The following is a 16,682-nucleotide window of genomic DNA, read 5'->3' as shown; positions in this document are numbered from 1 at the left end:
CGCCCCCTCCTGGTCTAGAGCAGGAAACTTGCCCCGGTCAGCACGTGATTGCCGGTGAGGTCGATCTGGAAATCGATCCCGGCCGTCGTGTCGGTGGTTCCCTGGACGATCGTGTGGTCGACGCCGCTGATATTGACCATCTGATAGCGCAATTGCCCCGCCACATTGGTCGCCCCGAAGGGACCGCTGCCGACAAAGGTAAAGGCGTCATCGGTCACATCAGCCGCATTCACCCTGTTGGCGTCGATGCCGCTGAGGTCGATGCGGTCCGAGCCGACCGTGAAGTCGGTGATGATGTCGCGCGTCGCCGCGGTGTTGCCCGTCGTGATCACCTGCGTCGGCCCGCCCGTACTGCCGGTGAAGACGAAGGTGTCCGCCTGCGTTCCGCCCGTCAGGGTGTCGCGGCCGGCGCCACCGATAAGACGATCGGCACCGGCCCCACCGATCAGGGTGTCGGCCCCATCGAGACCGCTGAGGACGTTGTTGCCGCTATTGCCGGTGATGACATTGGCCTGCGTATTGCCGGTGCCATCGATCGGTGCAGTACCCGTGAGGGTGAGGTTTTCGACATTGGCGGCCAGGGTATGGCTGATCGAGGACTGCACGAGGTCCGTGCCGCCGCCGCTTGCCTCGATCACGGCGTCGCTCGCATTGTCGACGACATAGGTGTCGTTGGCGGCACCACCGGCCATGTTGTCGGCTCCGGTTCCGCCATCGAGCGTATCTGCGCCGGCATCCCCGGACAGCGTGTCACTGCCATCGCCGCCATTCAGTATGTCATTGGCGGCACCGCCAATGAGCGTATCGGCGCCGGCACCGCCATTCAGCGTATCGGCACCGCCTTCCCCGTTCAGGAGATCGTCGCCGGCATTGCCGTTGAGGGTGTCGTTGCCGCCACGACCGGCGGCATTGTCCTGCCCGGCCGTGCCGTCAAAGACATTGGCCGCGCCATTGCCGATATAGGCATCGCCCACGACGTCGGTCGAGGCCGAAACCACCTGCTCGACGTTGCCCGCGTCATCGACAAAGCTGACGACCACGCGCAGCGGCTGGTTGACGAAGGTTGGTACATAGCTGGCCGCTGTCGCGCCGACGATATTGGTCCAGACGAGGCCAATCTGTCGCTGCCACTGGTAGGAGAGCGTGGCGCCGGTCATGCCATTGGCGTCGGCAATGCCGCTGGTCGAGGCAGTCAGCGCCTGCCCCTCGGTGGGTGTCGTGTCCGAGATGGTGGGCACACCCGAGACCGGCACATTGCCGATCACCACGAGCTGATCGGCAAATTGCAGACGCTCCACGCCATTGAGCGTGTCGGTGCCATCGCTGCCATTGGCATTGTGCACCACGGTAACGACGCCACCGGCAAAGCTGACCGTGTAGGCGGCGCGGTTGCCGGCAAATACGGCTGTGTCGACGCCGAGGCCTCCCGCAATCGTGTCGTTGCCACCACGACCGGTCAGTGTGTCGTTGCCGGCAAGGCCGCGCAGTTCGTTGGCCGCTGCGTTACCGCGCAGTTCATCGGCAAGGCCCGAGCCGATCAGGCCTTCGATATCGAAGTAGCTGTCGAACTGGGCATCGCCGGTATTGGCGGTGAGGAAGTTGATGAGGTCGGCGAGGACGCCGAACGTGGCGTCCTGATAGGACGCGAAATCGAAGCCCTTATCGCCGTCGATGACTTCGCGCGAGAGCGCGTCGGCCGCGCCGCCACTTCCGCCCACCAGAATATCGTCGCTCTCGCCGCCATCGAGCCGATCCATTCCGGTGCCGCCGAACAGGGTATCATTGCCCAGCTCTCCGAACAGGCGGTCGTCATCGGCATCGCCATAGAGCGTGTCCGCTCCCTCGCCGCCCTTGATCTGGTCGCGCCCGGAATCGCCATGTGCAACGTCGTCGCCAATGCCGGCAAAGATCTCGTCATCTTCGGCGCCCGAGGAAATGGTGTCATTGCCCTCCCCGCCATGGACGAGGTCCACCCCGGCACCGGAATTGATGACGTCATTGCCCTCATTGCCGCGCATGAGGTCGTCGCCGCCCGAATCGTTGAGCGTGTCGTCACCCAATCCGCCGGTGAGGAAGTCATTGCCCGCCCCACCCTGGAGATTGTCGTTGCCGGCATCGCCATAAATGGAGTCCGAGCCGCCACCGCCATTGATGGTGTCATTGCCATCAAGACCGGAAATCACCTCGCTCTGGGCAAAGGTGGCGCGGGCCGCGCCGGAATTGTCGGGACTGTTGGTCAGGTTCAGGCGCACCTGCGCCGCCGAGAAGCTGTCGGTGTGCAGGTTGGTCACGCCGGTCGTGCGCATGATCATGTCGGCGAAGTTCTCGCCGTCGATCTCATGGAGGATGTTTTCCTCGGAAAGGCGGGCCTGGTAGTAGAGCCGATCGCCATTCTGAAGGTTTTGCATGTGATAGGCGAAGACGAAGTCGAAGGTCGAGCCAAGCAGACCACCCGGGACCTTTGCCTCGGCCAGCCCACCGATCCACAGGTCGATGTTCCAGAATGATTGGCTCGCCGCATAGAGCGGATCGGACGAGCCCAGTGAGCCATTCATGAAGGCGACATTGCCCATGGCCGCCAGCGCCTGGGCCCTGGCTGCGGCGATGTCGGTCATGGCCGTATCGCCAAAGGCATAGGCCGCAATGAAGTTCAGCAGCGATGAGGGGTTCTTGAGATTGGCGCCGAAATCGGCCCAGCTGTCATAGGCCGCGAGCGCCGGATCGCCATTGGCAGCAAACAACTGCTGCCGCAGCTCGTTGAGCGTGGGCAGGCCCGTGTCGCGGCCGCGGGTGATGTTGATGGTCGCCAGATCCAGCGGCAGACCCAGGAGGTTGTTGCGCAGTGCGTCGGTGACAAATTCATCGATCTCATTGCCAACCTGCATCGACATGCCGGTGGCAATGCCCGCAGCGCCGCCGGCCGCTTCGAAGGCCGTTGGATTGAGGAAGGCATCGATGAGCGAATTCTGGGTCGAGACACCTGTCGCCGGGTCGATCGAGTCGACGGTTTCGGTCAGCATGGAATGGCCGAGGCGATAGACCGCGTGCGCAAATTCGGCCGAGATCGCCGCATTGATCGTCGGATCGTATGAGCTGCCGTGGAAGGCCTCGATATTGGGGCTGATCCGGCGGGCAAATTCGTCAAAGACGATATGCTGATATTCCATCTCGGTGACGAGCTTGGCCGCTTCGAATATCTGTTCGCCGGTCATCTGGATCGGCTGACCAGGCTGGGCGAGCAGGTCCATGATCTGCGCAGCGACGAGGTTGTGCTCGTCGTGGAAGACCGTATGGACCGCGGTCAGGCCGTAGTTCTCGTTGGTACGGCCATCGCCGGAGATGAAGTGGGCATTGAGTAAAGCGGGGTTGAAGCTCGACCCGTCGGGATTGGCGTCCGGATGCATGTCGAGGAGGAAGGCATGGCCCGACCGGACGACATTGCCGCCGCCGTCGGTCACCACCTCGACATGACCATTGGCATCGCGGAAGAGCGTGCCGTCGGCATTGGTGCGTAGCAGCGGGGCGTCCTTGACGTCGGCGTCGGTGAGCGTCAATCCGATCAGGGCCGCATTGGCCTTCACATCGGCCCACGTCGCCAAGCCGCTGGCGCCCTCCCCCGAGACCAGCCGGCCGGTCGCCACGGCAATTCCGCCCACGGTTTCGTATTCCATCAACACCGCCCGGACCGAGAGGCTCGAACCATAGGTCTGGTTCTGGTCGATGAATGGCGAGGTGTGGTTGATGCTCTCGGGACGCGCGAAAATGTCGTCGCTGCTGTCGCCCGGCGTGCCGTTGTTGGAATAGCCTACATCATCGGTAGTGCCAAAAATGCGATCGGCACCCGCATCGGCGACATTGGTGACATTGGCGCGCGAGACGATCATGAAATTGGGCGCGCCAACGGCTGGATTGTGGAGCGGATCGGACGGGTCCAGCGGCACCATGACGAAACCCTGTTCGCCCTTGGCCACAAAGTCCAAGCCATGGTCGAAGAACTGACCGAAGAGGGTCATCCAACCATTGAACGGGCGGTCCGCGGGATCGGCCGCCACGTTGAGGATGGGCGTCGTCTGGGAGGCAATGACATTGGAGATCATGCGCGGCGAGCCATCGATGACCATGCTGTTATTGTAGTCGTTGTAGTCGGAGGGCTGGCTGCCGGTGCCAAGCCGAATGAACGGCTGGTCGGCAGCACCAAAATTCTCCTGTCCGGGCACGAGATTGTTGCCGACACCGCTGACATTGCGCAGGCCATGGTGGTCTTCCAGACCAACGAGGTTGGCGGGATCGAACGTTACCTCTTCGAACAGAAACTCCAGGTCAGATTGAGTCAGTTTCATTTCGTTCTCCCATGTCCGCCGGTCTGCAGGAGCGGGGACCGCGCCGACCGGAAGGTCGGCGGCGGTCCCCTGACATCCCTGTTCAGGCCAGGATGAAGTCGGCCTCGGTGACCGCGGCCACGTTGACGCCATTGAGGGTGATGGTGTCGTCGCCGATGGTCACCAGGGTATTGGCGCCCTGCTGGACGATCGCGACGCCGGAGGCGAACGTGATGGCCGTGATGCCGAGAGCCGCAATGTCGAGCCGGTCTTGCCCACCCCCTGCGGGATTGGCGTCAAAGCCCGTGATGGTGTCGTCGCCGAAGGCATCATTGAAGCGGAACGTGTCGTTGCCGCCGCCGCCGTTCATGATGTCGTTGCCAAAGCCGCCGTCGAGAATGTCGTTGCCGCCATCGCCGTTCAGCGTGTCGACGCCGTCGCCACCCTCGAGTGTATCAAGGCCGGCACCGCCATTGAGCGTATCGGTGCCGAGCCCCCCGATCAGCAGGTCGTCTCCACCAGCGCCGGACAGGGCATTGTTGCCGCTATTGCCGGTGATGGTATTGGCAAGCCCGTTGCCGGTGCCGCCAATATTGCCCGTGCCGGTCAAGGTCAGGTGGTCGACATTGCCTTGCAGCGTATCGGTGACCGAGGCGAACTCGGTATCGATGCCTGCACCCGCCGCCTCGGTGATGACGTCGGCAGCATTGTCCACGTAGTAAGTGTCGTTGCCGCCACCGCCCACCATGGTGTCGACGCCGACACCGCCATCGATGATGTCACTGCCGCCATTGCCCTGGATGCGGTTGTTGAGCGTATTGCCTGTCCCGGTGAAGTCGCCGACGCCATTGAAGGTGACATTGTCGACATTGGCGCCCAGGGTATAGGCATTGAGCGAGGTCTGGACGAGGTCGGTTCCTTCGCCGAGCAGTTCGGTGATGGCGTCACCGACATCGTCGACGACATAGGTGTCATTGGCCGCGCCGCCGCTCATGGCATCGGCACCGGCCCCACCATTCATCGTGTCGGCAGCAGCGCCACCAAGCAGGGTATCATTGCCCGCCCCGCCATTGAGGACGTCAGCCCCGGCACCGCCATCGAGAATGTCGCTGCCGCCATTGCCGTTGAGCGTATCGGCGCCACCCAGCCCGATGAAGTGATCATCGCCATCCCCGCCATTGAAGACATTGGCTGCGCCGGTGCCGGTCGCGAGGTCGCCGACAATGGTCGTCGGCTCGGAAGCGACCTGTTCGGGATTGCCCCCGTCATCGACAAAACTCGTCACGACGCGGATCTGCTGGCCCACCTGGGCCTGCGTGGGGGTGAAGCTTGCGGCAGTTGCGCCGACGATGTCGGTCCAGACGCCGACAATTAGCGCCTGCCAGCGGAAGGTGAAGACCGAGGACGCTGTTCCATCCGGATCGTCCACGGTGCCGCGCGTGGCGGTCAGCAATTGCCCCTCGGTGGGGCTGGTATCGCTGATGCTCGGCTGGCCGATCGGCGCATCATTGTTGATGACAACCTGATCGGCGAACTGCAGGCGCTCGATATTGTAGAGCGTGTCAGTGCCGTCGGTGCCGACATTGTCGGTCACGGTGACCATGTCATTGGGCCCGAATTCGACCGTGTAATTGGCCAGGGCACCGCTGAAGATGGCCGTGTCGATATCGCCGGCACCGTTGGCGGTCAGGATTTCGCGCACGATCTGCAGCTGTTGCGGCTTGTAGGTGCCGGCCATCATGGCCGCCTGAATCTGGGTCAGGTTGGAGAAGGTCGCAATCTCCAAAGCGGGGTTATTGAGGTCCCTGACGCTGATCCGCACATTCAGCCATTTGTCGCCATCAATGATGTCGTCGCCGCCGCGGCCGGTGATCTGGTCGCTGCCATCACCGCCGAGCATAATATTGCCGCCATCAAAGGAGGTCACGCCGGCCCCGAGCAGTTCCTGCAGGCCGTTGATCAGGGCGATATTGGTCAAGACGCTGCCGCGTGCGCCTTCGAGTGGCATTTCCGCGGCGGTCACATTGGTGCCGAACAGGCGGTCATTGCCCGCTCCACCCGAAACGCCCTCGACATTCTCGTAGCGATCGATGGCGGTATCGGGGAAGGGTATGTTCGGGTCTTCGTCGAATGCCGGCAGCAGGAGATCGGCATAGACGGTCGGGAGGTCCTTGTAGGTTGCCCAGTCAAAGCCCGACATGCCTTCGTTGCGGTTCGGTCCGGGGCTGCCGACCATGATGTCGTCCCCGCCCTCCCCGACGAATTCGTCAAAGCCGCCATTGCCGAGGAACACGTCATTGCCGGTGATGTTGTCGCGTCCGAAGGGGTCGAAATTGTCGCCGGGCGCACCATCCTGGGTGCCTATCTCGATCCAGTCGTCACCCTCATTGCCCTGCATGCCCTCGTTGACGGTGGAGCCGAGGATGAAGTCATTGCCGGTGCCGGCGAAGACTTCGGAGGCATCCTCGCCGGTGATGATGAAATCACTGCCGGCGCCGCCGATGATGAGATTGAGGCCATTGCCGCCATGGATGACGTCATTGCCGTCGCCGCCCTTGATGACATCGTCCCCGCCGCTATCGCTGATGATGTCGTCGCCGGCACCGCCATCGATATTGTCGTTGCCCGCGCCACCTTCGATGCGGTCATTGCCGCCGTCGCCCCAGATGGTGTCGTCGCCGATGCTGGCCGTGAGGATGTCAGCATTGTTCGTGCCACCGAGCACCACATGGTCTCCACCGGTGAAGCGCAGATAGTTGGTGTCCGCTCCGGGCGTTGCGGGGTTGTTGCGGATGACGAGCGGGACCAGGGGGCTGCCAGGATCGGTCGGATCGGCATTGCCGAGGCCCTCGTTGAACTGGCGGGCGACGCGGTCGACTTCGAGGATGTAGGTCGGAGTCGAGAACACGTCGAGCGGCAGGTGGGTCGTATTGGTGTTCTGCATGATGAGGCTGGCGAACGAGTTCTGTTCGAGCTCATTGATGAAGTTCATGCCGGCGGTGCGCGCGAGATAGTAGAAGCGATCGCCGTTCTGCAGGTTTTCGAGCTGGGTCTCGAATACGAAGTTGAAGGTCGAGCCGAGCATGCCGCCAAAGGGCATGATGGCTTCCGCCAACCCACCGATCCAGAGATCGACATCGTCGAGCCCCGTGATGGTCACCCCGTTCGGACCGCTTGCCCAGTCGCCGGTGCTATCGAGGAAGTCTTGCCTGTCGTCAGGCGCCCCGGTTCCGCCCAGCACGATCAGGGTTGCGGCCGCCCGCTTGTCAGCAAGCGTGAGTGCACCCGTGATGGTCTCGTGAGTACCGTAGGCGGCGATGAAATTTATGATCGAAGTCTGGTTCTTGAGGTTCATGGCGAAGTCGAACCAGCTCGTATAGGGCGTGAGCTGGCTGTCCCCGGTCATGGTGTAGAACTCGCGGCGTGTCGCGTTGAGGGACGGAACGCCGGTGTCGCGTCCCCGCGCCAGGTTGATCGTGGCGAGATCGAGCGGCAGGCCCAAAAGGTTGTTGCGCAGGGCATCGGTGACGAATTCGTCGATCTCGTTGCCGACCTGCCTGGTCATGCCGCGTACCACCGCGCCGGCGGCGACATCGGCCTGAATGGTCCCGCCATTGTCGAACGCAATCGGGTTGAGGAAGGCATCGACGAGAGCCATATCGGCGGCATTGAAGTTCGGATCAAGGCGATCGATCGACTCGGTCAGCATGGAATGCCCGAAGCGATAGACCGTGTTGGCGAACTCGGAGACGATGGCGGGGTCGATGGTGACATCATAGCCCACGGGGGCAACGAAAACGTCGATCTGCGGCTGCATCTTGCGCGCAAAATCCTCGAACACCAAATGCTGGTACTGCATCTCCGTGCCGAAGCGTGCGGCCTGGAAGAGGCGCTCGCCATTCCAGACCAGAGCGTCCACCTCGCCCACCGTGTCGGGCACGCTGGTGACGGGCGTGACCAGCCATTCATTGAGGAAGGCAATGGCCTGTGCCTCGGTGGCGCCGGCCGCCAACATGGCCGTGGCGTCGGCCAGGATCACCTCCTTGGTGTGATCGACCAGCCGATTGTGCTCGGAATGAAAGACATGATGCACCGCAGTCAGCGCGATGTTCTCGTTGGCCCGGCCGTCGCCGGCCATGAAATGGGCGTCGAGCAGTTCATCGTCATAGGTGCCGGGCTCGGAGAGGCCGAGGACGCTGTCGCTGTCGGCCGCAAGCGGTGTGCCGGTCTGGGCATTGGTCGGGGCCGCTTCGTGCGCGATGTCGACGAGGAAAGCGTGGCCGGTGCGCACAGCCATCGACGCATCGATCGGTGCGGCCGGATTGCCCTCGATGAGTTCGTTGTCCGAGGCTCGCACCAGTTGCGGGAAGCCATTGGCCCCGGGGATGAAATTGCCATAGGCGTCGGCGGCGACCATCGGCACGTTGAGCGCATCCATGTCGTCGAGGATGATGCCGAACAGGGTCAGGGCCTGTTCCTTGACATCGGCCCAGGTCGCCATGCCACCGGCCGATCCTTCGATCAATTTGCCTGTGGCGACCGGGTCTCCGGCAGCATTGAGCTCATAGGCCCGCAGGAAAACCTGATGGGACGAGTGCGAGGTGTAGGTCTGGTTCTGGTCGACGACGGGCGTGGTGGTGTTGATCGGCCGAATGTCATCGTCCGTGCCCATGATGCCGTCTGTGCCCGCATCGACGGTCGCCCTGGTCAGCAGCATGAAGTTGGTTTCATCCCCGTTATTGGGAATGCCGTCCGCGCCAACCGCGTCATAGAGCGGGTCGTCGGGCAGGAGGGGGACGAATACCGTGCCGCTGCCGCCCTTGTTGATGAGGTCGAGGCCATGATCGAAGAACTGGCCGAACAGGGTCATCCAGGAATTGAACGGCGCTGACAGTCCCTCGTCCGGGGCGACATTGGGAATGTGGTAGAGGACCAGCGGCTCGCCATTATTGCCCATGACCGGGTCGCCATTGCTGTCGAGCACCGGCTCGAAGGTGGCGCCGAATTCGATGTGGTCTTCATAGGCCTGCGTCGCTGCCGGATTATTGCTCGTCATGTCGACGATGAGATTGGAGATGATGCGCGGCTGCGGATCGACCACGACGGAGCCGGGAACGTTCGAGGACTCGTAGCCAGGCCGGTAGACCGGGTCCACCGTCGCCGGGAATTCCTGGCCGGCAGAACCGTAATTGGACTGTCCCGGCAAGAGGTTGTTGTAGGTCCCATCCACGGTCCGCAAGCCGAAGGGCAGCGTGGGGGCCGCGATCAACGAGGTCAGGGGAGTGCCTGAGGCATGCGCTTCTGCGATCTTGATCTGCGCCAGGATAAAATCGAGGTCTGAGCGGATGTACTGTGCCATTTTCGTCCTCTGTGCGGTTTTCCCTGAGTTAGGCGCGGCATGTTGAAACTCGCAGCGGGGCATTCCTATCTGGACTGAAGTCCCAAGCGCCGAAGCCTCGCCCCCTAGCCCACCGGCTCAAACTCGGCTTCGCCTGGCCCAATGTGGCTCCGCAGCGGCGAGCCTATTGGACCTTGGTCCGGGTCCATGGTCGCAGTCGCTTCGGTCCATTGGTCCAGTTGCGTGCCCAAATTGGCTCGCCTAATGTCTGAGGCCGCAGCAGCTAGGGTGTTTTCGCACAGCCGGCGAGCATCCCCCCGCGACGAGAGTTAAAAAGCGTTCGAGGCATCGGAGTGCTGGCGCCAGGCTGAGATAGGCACTTGGAAAAATGGGGAAAATTCGCGTCGCAATCGTCGCCGACATGCCTCTGCTCCGGGACGGAATTGTCCATGTGCTGACGGCAGCCGAGAATTTCGTGGTGCTGACCTATGGGCGAACCTGGCCCGACGACATTCAGGTGAGCCCGCCCCCCGCTGTCGACGTTCTGATCGTCGAGCTGGACACGGCCGAGGGGTCGTTCCAGCTGATCGAGAAGCTGGCAGCGCTTCACCCCAATACCGGCATTCTGATTCTGGGCGCGACGGGCGACCCTCATTCCGTGGTCACGGCGCTCAAAGGAGGGGTGCGCGGATATGCGCTAAAGAGCGTGTCGAGCCATGATCTCGTCGAAGCTGTCCGGCAATTGGCGCTGGGGGAATCCTATGTGGCGCCCGGGCTGGCGGCGACGCTGCTGGGGAGCAATATCTACTACGCCAACTCCATCGACGTTCCTGCGACCGACGCATTCTCGAGCCTGACGCCGCGGGAAGTCGATATTCTTCCGTATTTGTCCAGAGGGCACTCCAACAAGGAGATAGCGCGCACCCTGGGGCTAAGCGAGAAGACGATAAAATACCACCTGACGCATCTGCTGCGAAAACTGGGGGCACGCAACCGGGTGGAGGTTGCCCTGATCGCATCAAGCATGGTCCGCTCGGACCCGGTTGCTGACCCCGGCTCCGTGCCGAATGGGATGCTCTAGCAGCACCCCGTCGCCTTCGATGCCGGAGAGCAGCATGAAGCGGCTTCCTGAGCCTGCTGGGCGCGATGTCGTGGCTTGCAGATGGCGGGGCGTATCCCCAGGGTCAATGTCGCGCGATCTGTCTCGATCGACAGATCGGCCACATCGAACACCCGCATGGCCTCGCCGGGCCGGCCGATCTCGATCGTGAGCCTTGCGTCGTGATCAAGACGCACTTGTCTGTCCACCTGCGCCAGGATTGAGCGGAACTTGCCGGCTGTCATCATCGGCCGATCGTCCCTGGTCGGAATGTCCTCCACCTGCAGCACGGTCTCCTGCCAGGCATCGGGATTGCCGCCGCAATCGAGGGTGACAAAGGATCCAGCCTTCACCTCGGTGACGTGATAGCCGGACTGAACCACGCGATCTTCATATTCGAGCGAGAGTGGCAAATGGTCATGCCCTTCCAGGCGGGCGAGCACGGCGCCAAGCGAGGATTCCGTTTCGGCATAAGGGACGGTTGCATGGGCACTCATGTTCGGCTATCCATTATTTCAACATTCATTGAGATATTGAGATGAAACTCGAAGAACCGCAAGCCCTCAATGCGTTTGGGGCGCTGAGCCAGGAAACCAGGCTTCGCATGGTGCGCATTCTGGTGCAGGCCGGGCCAGAGGGCATGCCGGCAGGTGCCATCGGCGAGGCGGTCGGCGCTTCGTCTTCAAGCGCCTCGTTCCACCTCGCCCATCTCGAACGCGCCGGCCTGATCCAGTCCCGCCGCGAGAGCCGTTCGATCATCTACAGCGCCAATTTTGAAGGCCTCTCCGGCCTTGTGGAATTCCTCATGCGCGATTGCTGCTCGGGGCATCCGGAGGTGTGCATGCCGGCCGCTGTGGTCGCCGCGGAATGCTGCACCCCTGCGACGAAGGAGAGCGCCTGTGCCTGCTGATCGCATCCGTGGCGAGGCGGCATGATCGATCTTCCCCGTCGCCTGACCGCGGAGGCACTCGGCACCGGGCTCCTCGTTGCCACGGTGGTCGGCTCCGGCATCATGGCCGGGACGCTGACCAAGGACGTTGCCCTGGCGCTCCTGGCGAACACCGTGGCCACGGGCGCGATCATTGTGGTGCTGATCAGCACGCTTGGGCCAATTTCGGGCGCCCATTTCAACCCGGCCGTGTCCCTCATCTTCGCCCTTCGGCGCGAGCTGCCAGTGCGTGACGCGGGCCTTTATGCGCTAGTGCAGATCATCGGTGGCGTGCTCGGCGCCATGGTGGCGCATGCCATGTTCGCCCTGCCCCTGTTGCAGGCATCGACGACGGTACGCTCTGGTGGCGGCCAATGGCTCTCGGAGGGCGTCGCGACCTTCGGGCTCGTCGCCACCGTATTGGCCGGCATCCGCTTCGAGCGGAAAAACGTGCCCTTGCTGGTCGGCCTCTACATCACCGCCGCCTACTGGTTCACGGCGTCCACGTCCTTCGCCAACCCTGCCGTGGCCATTGCCCGTTCCATCACCGACACTTTTTCCGGCATTCGCCCACTCGATCTGCCGGGTTTTGTTGCGGCTCAGGTCGCTGGGGCGCTCATCGCGCTGACGCTGATGTCCTGGCTTCTTCGTGGACCAGCTGGCGGCGAACTCCCCATCAATCCGGAAGACCGATCATGACCGTCACCATCTACCACAACCCCGAATGCGGCACGTCTCGCAATACCCTGGCCATGATCCGGCAAAGTGGCGTCGAGCCCATCGTGATCGAATATCTCAAAAGCCCACCGAGCCGCGAACGCGTGGCCGAACTGGTCTCGGCTGCCGGCATGACGCTGCGCCAGGCGATCCGGCAGAAAGACACGCCCTATGAGGAACTCGGCCTTGCCGTCGTCGCCGATGCAGTCCTGCTCGACGCGATAGAAAAATACCCCATCCTGCTCAATCGGCCATTCGTCGAAACGCCGATCGGAACGCGCCTCTGCCGACCCTCTGAGGTCGTGCTCGACATCCTCGAAAATCCCGATATCGGGCCGTTCACCAAGGAAGATGGCGAAGTCATCATCGATGCCGCGGGCAAGCGGGTGGCGCCCAAGGCGATCTGACTGGAAATGACGGCCAAGACCCACTCGAACGCAGCCGCCATCTGGGCGCTCGGCATTACCCAGATCATCGGCTATGGCACGCTCTACTATAGCTTCAGCATTCTTGCGCCCGCGATCGCCGCCGAGTTTGGCGTTGCGGTCGAGTGGATCTATGGATCGATCTCGCTCGCCCTTCTCGCTGGTGGTTTGATTTCGCCCTATGCCGGCGGACTGGCGGACAGGCACGGCGCGGCCCTGGTGCTTTCGGTCGGGTCGGTGGCGGCAGCGCTCGCTTTGGTCATGTGCGGACTGGCGAACAGTGCCTTCCTGTTCCTGGCTGGTTTGGTCCTTGTCGAGCTGGCATCTGCCTTCGTGCTTTATTCGACGGCCTTCGCTTTGCTGGCCCAGACCACAGGTCCGCAGGCACAGCGCAGCATCACCTTTCTGACCCTGATCGCCGGCTTTGCTTCAACCATTTTTTGGCCCTTGACCAGCTGGATGCTGCAGGGGCTGGACTGGCATCAGGTGTACTTCGCCTTTGCCGCGATGCATCTCGTCGCCTGTCTGCCGCTGCACCTCTGGCTCACCCGCTTTGCGAAAACCGCGTCTGCGCGGCCGGCAGAGCCCAATACTCCAGCAGAGATCACACGGGGCACTTCGGGCAAGTTTACCTTCGTCCTCGTCGTGCTGGGTTTCTCGCTCGCCGGTTTCGTCTCGGCCGCGACGCTGTTTCACATCGTGCCTCTGCTCGGCATGCTCGGGCTCGGCGCAGGCGGCGTTCTGGTCGCCACGCTTTTTGGCCCCGCGCAGGTCGCCAGCCGGCTGATCAATATGGCCTTCGGCAAGGCCCTGCCGGCTCCGACCCTGGCGGTGATCTCCGCCGTCTTGATGCCAACGGCATTGGCGGTGCTGGCCCTGACGGCGCCCTCGATTGCGGGGGCTGTCGCCTTTGCCGTCATCTTCGGTCTGGGCAGCGGGCTTTTCAGCATCGTGTCCGGCACCCTGCCGCTGGCGCTGTTTGGGAAGGCGGGCTTTGGAAAGCGGCTGGGATGGATCAGCCTCGGGCGGCTCGGCGTTTCCGCCGTGGCGCCCTTTGCTTTGTCTGTTGCGCTCGGCGCGATCGGGCCGCGCCTGTCGATCTGGATTCTGGCTGTAGCAGGTCTTTGTTGCGTCGCCGTGTTTGGCGAAATCTGGCGACGCTTCAGCTCCGAGGTAAGCCTCTCCGCCAAGTCCCAGCCGGCCTAAAGCGCGACGCGCTTTGGGCCGGTTGGGAGGGCTTTGGGCCGTCAGCTAGTGTGACGGACGAACGTTCTGGTTAACCTGGAACAGATTGTCGGGGTCGTACTTCGCCTTGATGGCTGCAAGCTTGGGATAGTTGTCCCCATAGGTTGCACGCAGCCGCCCATCTGCCTCGTCATCCATCATGAAGTTCGGATAGGCGCCATCGAGATCGTAGGGGTGGATGGTCTGCCAGTAGTTGCGCGCCCATTGCTTCAGCTCCGGGGCCCGGTTGGCATCAGGCGCGATGGCGGCGATCACCATCGACCAGGTGGCGTCACGGCAATTCCAGGCGCTGTCGCCACTCGCCTTGTCGTGCACCGCGCCGTCTATCGGATAGAGGTGCATGAGGCATTCGCCAGTGGGAGATTTTTTCGCCTGCTCGATATGGGCGTCTATTGCTGCATCCGGCAGCGATTTGACGAAATCGCCCTTCCAATACCATTGCAAGCCCTTGGGATAGAGCGCGTCGAACATGCTTTGCAGTGCCGGATAGGGCATTGGCCCGGCCCAGTCGAAGAGCGGGGTCGGCAGGTCCCGGCGGATGGCATCGACCGCTTCCTTGGCGCCTCCGCCATTATGCGCCACGAGAAGAATGCACATCCTCTTGCCCTGGTGTTCGGCCGGGAACGGCTCGCCCATCGGCACGCTTTGCAGGCCAAGCCAGATACAGAAATCCCTGGGTGCGCTCGCCTGGAATTCCCGGTACCAACGCATTACGGTCGCGGCGTCCGAAAGGTCGAAGACGATTGGCCCGCCATAGACCTCCTTGGCCGGATGGATGCGGAAAAGGAAGCTCGTTACCACGCCGAAATTGCCGCCCCCGCCGCGCAGCGCCCAGAGGAGGTCGGCATTCTGTGTCTCGCTGGCCGTGACGAAGCTGCCATCGGCGAGCACGACATCGGCCTCCATGAGGCTGTCGACCGCGAGGCCATATTGGCGGCTGAGATAGCCATGGCCCCCGCTCAGCGTCAGGCCGGCAACGCCGGTGGTCGAGATGATACCGAAGGGTACGGCCATGCCGAAGGCGTGGGTGGCGTGGTCGACATCGCCTGTGGTGCAGCCGGGGCCGACGCGAACGGTCTTGGCGACGGGATCGACGCGCACGCCTTTCATCATCGACATATCGATGACGAGACCATCATCGACGCTGCCAAAGCCCGGACCGTTGTGCCCGCCGCCGCGAATGGCCACGGCAAGCTTGTTGTCCCTAGCAAAATTCACCGCGTCCATGACATCGCCCACATCGGAGCATTGGGCGATCATCAAGGGGTGCTTGTCGATCATGCCGTTGTAGAGCTTGCGCGCCTCGTCGTAACCAGGGTGGCCCGCATCGAGCACGGGGCCGCGATGCCCCGCCGAAAATTTGCCGACAGTTTCTGCGTTCATGGCGAACTCTCCTCCGCCGGCTCCAGCCGACGCCGGGATGCTAGACCCGGCCAGGGAGCGCGAAAATGCTTGATCGTCCGGCTCTATTGCTCAGCCGTCCTGCCTTGTTCCGGGCCGCACATGGGCGTAGCCTCACGGGATGAGGGCCGCGCGGAGCGGCGCTTCGGCGGAGGCAGAGACGATGGACGTTCTCTCCGACGTGCTCGCGGCGGTGCGGCTGACCGGCGCGGTCTTTTTTGACAGCACTTTTCGTGAACCTTGGGTGGCAGAGGCGCCGAGGGCGTCGGCGATTGCCGCCGCCGTCATGCCGGCATCGCAATATGTCTTCTTCTTCCACACCCTGATCGAAGGATCGTGCTGGGTGGAGCTGACCGAGGACGCGGCCGAACCGCTGCGTCTTGAGGCCGGCGATATCATTGCCTTTCCCATGGACGATGCGCATGCCCTCTGCTCATCCATCGGGATGCGCGCCAAGCCTGATCTGGCCGTCTATCTCAGCCCGGTCGACCGGCAGCTTCCCTATGTCGTCAACGATGGTTCGGGCGCCGGCACCTGTCGTTTCATCTGTGGTTATCTCGGCTGCGATATCAGGCCGTACAATCCATTCATAAATTCGCTGCCACGCATTCTGCTCGGACGGGGAACCGCCGCTCAGGGCTGGCTGGCCCACTTGGTGCGCCACGCCGTGTCCGAGACAGGGAGTCTCCAGCCGGGCGGCGAAATCGTGCTCGCCAAGCTTGCCGAACTGCTCTTCGTGGAAGTGCTCCGCGAATATGCCAATGAGTTGCCGCCGGAAGCCCGCGGCTGGCTTTCGGGCCTGCGCGATCCACAGATCGGTCATGCCCTGCGCCTGATCCATGGGCAACCCGCCGAGAGCTGGACGCTTGAGGGGCTGGCGCGCGCGGTGGGTCTCTCCCGTTCGGTCTTTGCCGACCGTTTCGCCCACTATGCCGGCGATACGCCCATGCAATATCTCGCCCGCTGGCGCATGCAGCTGGCGGCCAAGCGGCTGGAAGACACGACAGGCAGCATTGCCCAGGCGGGAGCCGAAGTCGGCTACGAATCCGAAGCCGCCTTCAACCGTGCCTTCAAGAAATTTGCGGGCGTTCCCCCAGGAGCCTGGCGGCGATCCCATGCGCCCCCTACGACGAATGGCGCGGGAACGCGTTCAAATTGGTGAAACTTGCCCAGTATAGGGTTCTTCGTGATAGTGGACCTTCACTGTGCA

The 16,682-nt window shown here is 62.8% G+C and carries 10 protein-coding genes; 6 read left to right on the top strand and 4 right to left on the bottom strand.

Annotated elements, in window-relative coordinates:
* Positions 1 to 14: 14 nt before the first annotated feature.
* Together ACSQ2A_RS08975 and ACSQ2A_RS08970 are read right to left on the bottom strand one after the other, a co-directional pair.
* Positions 15 to 4,340: a peroxidase family protein gene (locus ACSQ2A_RS08975; RefSeq protein WP_436071921.1), complete on the bottom strand. Its 4,326-nt coding sequence runs from the start codon at positions 4,338 to 4,340 to the stop codon at positions 15 to 17.
* 82 nt (positions 4,341 to 4,422) lie between these two features.
* Entirely contained in the window at positions 4,423 to 9,678 is a 5,256-nt protein-coding gene (locus ACSQ2A_RS08970) for a peroxidase family protein (protein WP_436071920.1), read from the bottom strand.
* 367 nt (positions 9,679 to 10,045) lie between these two features.
* Here ACSQ2A_RS08970 and ACSQ2A_RS08965 point away from each other — a divergent pair, with 367 nt between their 5' ends.
* A complete protein-coding gene (locus ACSQ2A_RS08965) occupies positions 10,046 to 10,738 on the top strand; it encodes a LuxR C-terminal-related transcriptional regulator (RefSeq protein WP_295415497.1) in 693 nt (230 codons plus the stop codon).
* On the opposite strand, the gene ACSQ2A_RS08960 is transcribed toward ACSQ2A_RS08965, so the two are convergent.
* Positions 10,735 to 11,253, bottom strand: coding sequence for a DUF6428 family protein (locus tag ACSQ2A_RS08960; RefSeq protein WP_436071919.1), 519 nt, complete (start codon positions 11,251 to 11,253; stop codon positions 10,735 to 10,737). The genes ACSQ2A_RS08965 and ACSQ2A_RS08960 overlap by 4 nt on opposite strands.
* A 41-nt stretch (positions 11,254 to 11,294) precedes the next feature.
* Here ACSQ2A_RS08960 and ACSQ2A_RS08955 point away from each other — a divergent pair, with 41 nt between their 5' ends.
* The 4 genes from ACSQ2A_RS08955 to arsK are packed head-to-tail and all read left to right on the top strand — an operon-like array spanning position 11,295 to position 14,032.
* Positions 11,295 to 11,666: an ArsR/SmtB family transcription factor gene (locus ACSQ2A_RS08955; RefSeq protein ID WP_436071918.1), complete on the top strand. Its 372-nt coding sequence runs from the start codon at positions 11,295 to 11,297 to the stop codon at positions 11,664 to 11,666.
* Between the two features lie 21 nt (positions 11,667 to 11,687).
* The gene (locus ACSQ2A_RS08950; protein WP_436071917.1) at positions 11,688 to 12,383 is read left to right on the top strand and encodes an aquaporin; all 696 of its coding nucleotides are present in this window, start codon (positions 11,688 to 11,690) and stop codon (positions 12,381 to 12,383) included.
* On the top strand, positions 12,380 to 12,808 hold the full coding sequence (gene arsC, locus ACSQ2A_RS08945; RefSeq protein WP_436071916.1) for an arsenate reductase (glutaredoxin): 429 nt from the start codon (positions 12,380 to 12,382) through the stop codon (positions 12,806 to 12,808). Before ACSQ2A_RS08950 ends, arsC begins: the two co-directional genes overlap by 4 nt.
* Before the next feature lie 6 nt (positions 12,809 to 12,814).
* Positions 12,815 to 14,032: an arsenite efflux MFS transporter ArsK gene (arsK, locus tag ACSQ2A_RS08940; protein WP_436071915.1), complete on the top strand. Its 1,218-nt coding sequence runs from the start codon at positions 12,815 to 12,817 to the stop codon at positions 14,030 to 14,032.
* A gap of 45 nt (positions 14,033 to 14,077) precedes the next feature.
* Here arsK and ACSQ2A_RS08935 read toward each other — a convergent pair whose 3' ends face one another.
* Positions 14,078 to 15,454, bottom strand: coding sequence for an FAD-binding oxidoreductase (locus ACSQ2A_RS08935; RefSeq protein WP_436071914.1), 1,377 nt, complete (start codon positions 15,452 to 15,454; stop codon positions 14,078 to 14,080).
* A 181-nt stretch (positions 15,455 to 15,635) separates the two neighbouring features.
* Here ACSQ2A_RS08935 and ACSQ2A_RS08930 point away from each other — a divergent pair, with 181 nt between their 5' ends.
* Positions 15,636 to 16,634, top strand: a complete 999-nt coding sequence (locus ACSQ2A_RS08930) for an AraC family transcriptional regulator (RefSeq protein WP_436071913.1) — start codon at positions 15,636 to 15,638, stop codon at positions 16,632 to 16,634.
* The last annotated feature ends 48 nt before the right edge of the window (positions 16,635 to 16,682 follow it).

The organism is Devosia sp. LjRoot3 (assembly GCF_964252865.1).
In the GTDB taxonomy this organism is placed as follows: Bacteria; Pseudomonadota; Alphaproteobacteria; order Rhizobiales; family Devosiaceae; genus Devosia.
Note: the sequence above shows the minus strand (reverse complement) of the source record. Positions and strands in the feature narration are given on the sequence as shown.

Coding starts and splice junctions, on each gene's coding strand:
- arsK (WP_436071915.1), top strand. CDS start 12,815: ATGACGGCCAAGACCCACTCGAACGCAGCCGCCATCTGGGCGCTCGGC.
- ACSQ2A_RS08955 (WP_436071918.1), top strand. CDS start 11,295: ATGAAACTCGAAGAACCGCAAGCCCTCAATGCGTTTGGGGCGCTGAGC.
- ACSQ2A_RS08965 (WP_295415497.1), top strand. CDS start 10,046: ATGGGGAAAATTCGCGTCGCAATCGTCGCCGACATGCCTCTGCTCCGG.
- ACSQ2A_RS08960 (WP_436071919.1), bottom strand. CDS start 11,253: ATGAGTGCCCATGCAACCGTCCCTTATGCCGAAACGGAATCCTCGCTT.
- arsC (WP_436071916.1), top strand. CDS start 12,380: ATGACCGTCACCATCTACCACAACCCCGAATGCGGCACGTCTCGCAAT.
- ACSQ2A_RS08935 (WP_436071914.1), bottom strand. CDS start 15,454: ATGAACGCAGAAACTGTCGGCAAATTTTCGGCGGGGCATCGCGGCCCC.
- ACSQ2A_RS08975 (WP_436071921.1), bottom strand. CDS start 4,340: ATGAAACTGACTCAATCTGACCTGGAGTTTCTGTTCGAAGAGGTAACG.
- ACSQ2A_RS08930 (WP_436071913.1), top strand. CDS start 15,636: ATGGACGTTCTCTCCGACGTGCTCGCGGCGGTGCGGCTGACCGGCGCG.
- ACSQ2A_RS08970 (WP_436071920.1), bottom strand. CDS start 9,678: ATGGCACAGTACATCCGCTCAGACCTCGATTTTATCCTGGCGCAGATC.
- ACSQ2A_RS08950 (WP_436071917.1), top strand. CDS start 11,688: ATGATCGATCTTCCCCGTCGCCTGACCGCGGAGGCACTCGGCACCGGG.